Here is a 2,820-nt window from a genome sequence, read left to right on the forward strand (position 1 = left end):
TGAAATTTTTATTAAGTTGATAACGAGTAAGGCGGAACACGAGAAATTCTGTCCGAATATGGGAGGACCATCTTCCAAGGCTAAATACTCCTCAAAGACCGATAGTGAACTAGTACTGTGAAGGAAAGGTGAAAAGCATTTCGAATAGAAAGTTGAAATAGAACCTGAAACCGTACGCCTACAAGCGGTCGGAGCACGTAAGTGTGACGGCGTGCCTTTTGCATAATGAGCCTACGAGTTAATGTTGCTGGCAAGGTTAAGCACTTCAGGTGCGGAGCCGTAGCGAAAGCGAGTCTGAATAGGGCGTTAGAGTCAGTAGTATTAGACGCGAAACCTTGTGATCTACCCATGGGCAGGTTGAAGCTTTGGTAACACAAAGTGGAGGACCGAACCGGTTGACGTTGAAAAGTCTTCGGATGACCTGTGGGTAGGGGTGAAAGGCCAATCAAACTGGGAAATAGCTCGTACTCCCCGAAATGCATTTAGGTGCAGCGTTTAGTAAAGTATATTAGAGGTAGAGCTACTGATTGGATGCGGGGGCTTCACCGCCTACCAATTCCTGACAAACTCCGAATGCTAATATATGTTTCTAGGCAGTGAGGGCATGGGTGCTAAGGTCCATGTCCGAGAGGGAAAGAACCCAGACCATCAGCTAAGGTCCCCAAATATATGCTAAGTTGAAAAAACGCGGTTGGATTGCATAGACAGCTAGGATGTTAGCTTGGAAGCAGCTATTCATTTAACGAGTGCGTAACAGCTCACTAGTCGAGCGATCCGGCATGGATAATAATCGGGCATAAGCATATTACCGAAGCTATGGATTAGTACATTAGTACTACTGGTAGGGGAGCATTCTAACGGCGCAGAAGTCATCTGGTAATGGGTGGTGGAGCTTTTAGAAAAGAAAATGTAGGCATGAGTAACGATAAAATAAGTGAGAAACTTATTCGCCGTAAGACTAAGGTTTCCTCAGCTATGCTAATCAGCTGAGGGTTAGTCGGGACCTAACACGAACCCTAACGGGGTAGTGGATGGCAAACGGGTTAATATTCCCGTACCTGCACTCAATAAAAGTGACGAATGATTGTAGGAGGTGCGTACTGACGGAATAGTACGTTGAACCTACGTAAAGTAGGGATAGTACACGAAGACTTCGGTTAGAGTGATAATCCTCTGAAAATTGTTCCAAGAAATAGCGAGATGTGCAGCCCGTACCGTAAACCGACACAGGTGGTCGAGGAGAGTATCCTAAGGCGCTCGAGCGATTCATGGTTAAGGAATTAGGCAAAATAGACCTGTAACTTCGGGAGAAAGGTCGCTGACAGCAATGTCAGCCTCAGTAAAAAGGCCCAGGCGACTGTTTATCAAAAACACAGGACTCTGCAAAATAGAAATATGACGTATAGGGTCTGACACCTGCCCGGTGCTGGAAGGTTAAGGAAGGAGCTTAGAGGTAACTCGAAGGTTTTGACTGAAGCCCCAGTAAACGGCGGCCGTAACTATAACGGTCCTAAGGTAGCGAAATTCCTTGTCGGGTAAGTTCCGACCTGCACGAATGGTGTAACGATCTGGGCACTGTCTCAACCATGATCTCGGTGAAATTGTAGTATCGGTGAAGATGCCGGTTAATCGCAACGGGACGAAAAGACCCTGTGAACCTTTACTATAGCTTTGTATTGACTTCGGGTAAATAATGTGTAGGATAGGTGGGAGACTATGAAGCAGTATCGCTAGGTATTGTGGAGTCATTGTTGAAATACCACCCTTTATTTACTTGGAGCCTAACTTCTGAACAAGAAGGACAGTGCATGGTGGGTAGTTTGACTGGGGTGGTCGCCTCCAAAAGAGTAACGGAGGCTTTCAAAGGTACCCTCAGCACGCTTGGTAACCGTGCGTAGAGTGTAATGGCATAAGGGTGCTTGACTGTGAGACCCACAAGTCGATCAGGTGCGAAAGCAGGACATAGTGATCCGGTGGTTCCGTATGGAAGGGCCATCGCTCAAAGGATAAAAGGTACTCCGGGGATAACAGGCTAGTCTCCCCCAAGAGCTCACATCGACGGGGAGGTTCGGCACCTCGATGTCGGCTCGTCACATCCTGGGGCTGGAGAAGGTCCCAAGGGTTGGGCTGTTCGCCCATTAAAGTGGCACGCGAGCTGGGTTCAGAACGTCGTGAGACAGTTCGGTCTCTATCTGTTGTGATCGTTAGAAGTTTGAGCGGAGTTGACTCTAGTACGAGAGGACCGTGTTGAACAAACCTCTGGTGTATCAGTTGTGCCGCCAGGTGCACCGCTGAGTAGCTACGTTTGGAAGAGATAAGCACTGAAAGCATATAAGTGCGAAACTCGCCGCAAGATAAGACTTCTTTAAAGGGTCGTTGTAGACTACAACGTTGATAGGCTATAGATGTAAAGGCAGTGATGTCATAGTCGAGTAGTACTAATTACCCATAGACTTTTTCTAAAAAAGTAGAACGAATCAAAGCTAATGATAGCAATATCAAAAATTAAAAAGATTAAATACTAAGATTGATTTAATCGTCATAGAGAAGGTTAGTTAATCTTATTTGGATTAATAATGTAATACCAAAGATTGTGTGAAGGCTTTAAGCTTAATGCATAGAGCTTCTAATAATGTCAAGATATAATAGGAACTAAACCTATACAAAAATATTAGGGTGACTATAGCTGCAGGGCTCACCTCTTCCCATTCCGAACAGAGAAGTTAAGCCTGCCTGCGCCGATGGTACTGTTACTTACGGGAGAGTAGGTCGTCGCCAGTTTTTATCAAAAGCCTCAAGTGAACAACTTGAGGCTTTTTT

Annotated in this window: 2 rRNA genes; both read left to right on the forward strand. The window is 45.6% G+C overall.

Features of this window, described 5'->3' with window-relative positions:
- Positions 1 to 2,462 (forward strand): 23S ribosomal RNA (locus G0Q09_RS14730); the annotation flags it as partial.
- 210 nt (positions 2,463 to 2,672) lie between these two features.
- Positions 2,673 to 2,781 (forward strand): 5S ribosomal RNA (gene rrf / locus G0Q09_RS14735).
- Positions 2,782 to 2,820: the final 39 nt, after the last annotated feature.

This window comes from Empedobacter falsenii (genome assembly GCF_019308355.1).
Taxonomy (GTDB): domain Bacteria; phylum Bacteroidota; class Bacteroidia; order Flavobacteriales; family Weeksellaceae; genus Empedobacter; species Empedobacter falsenii_B.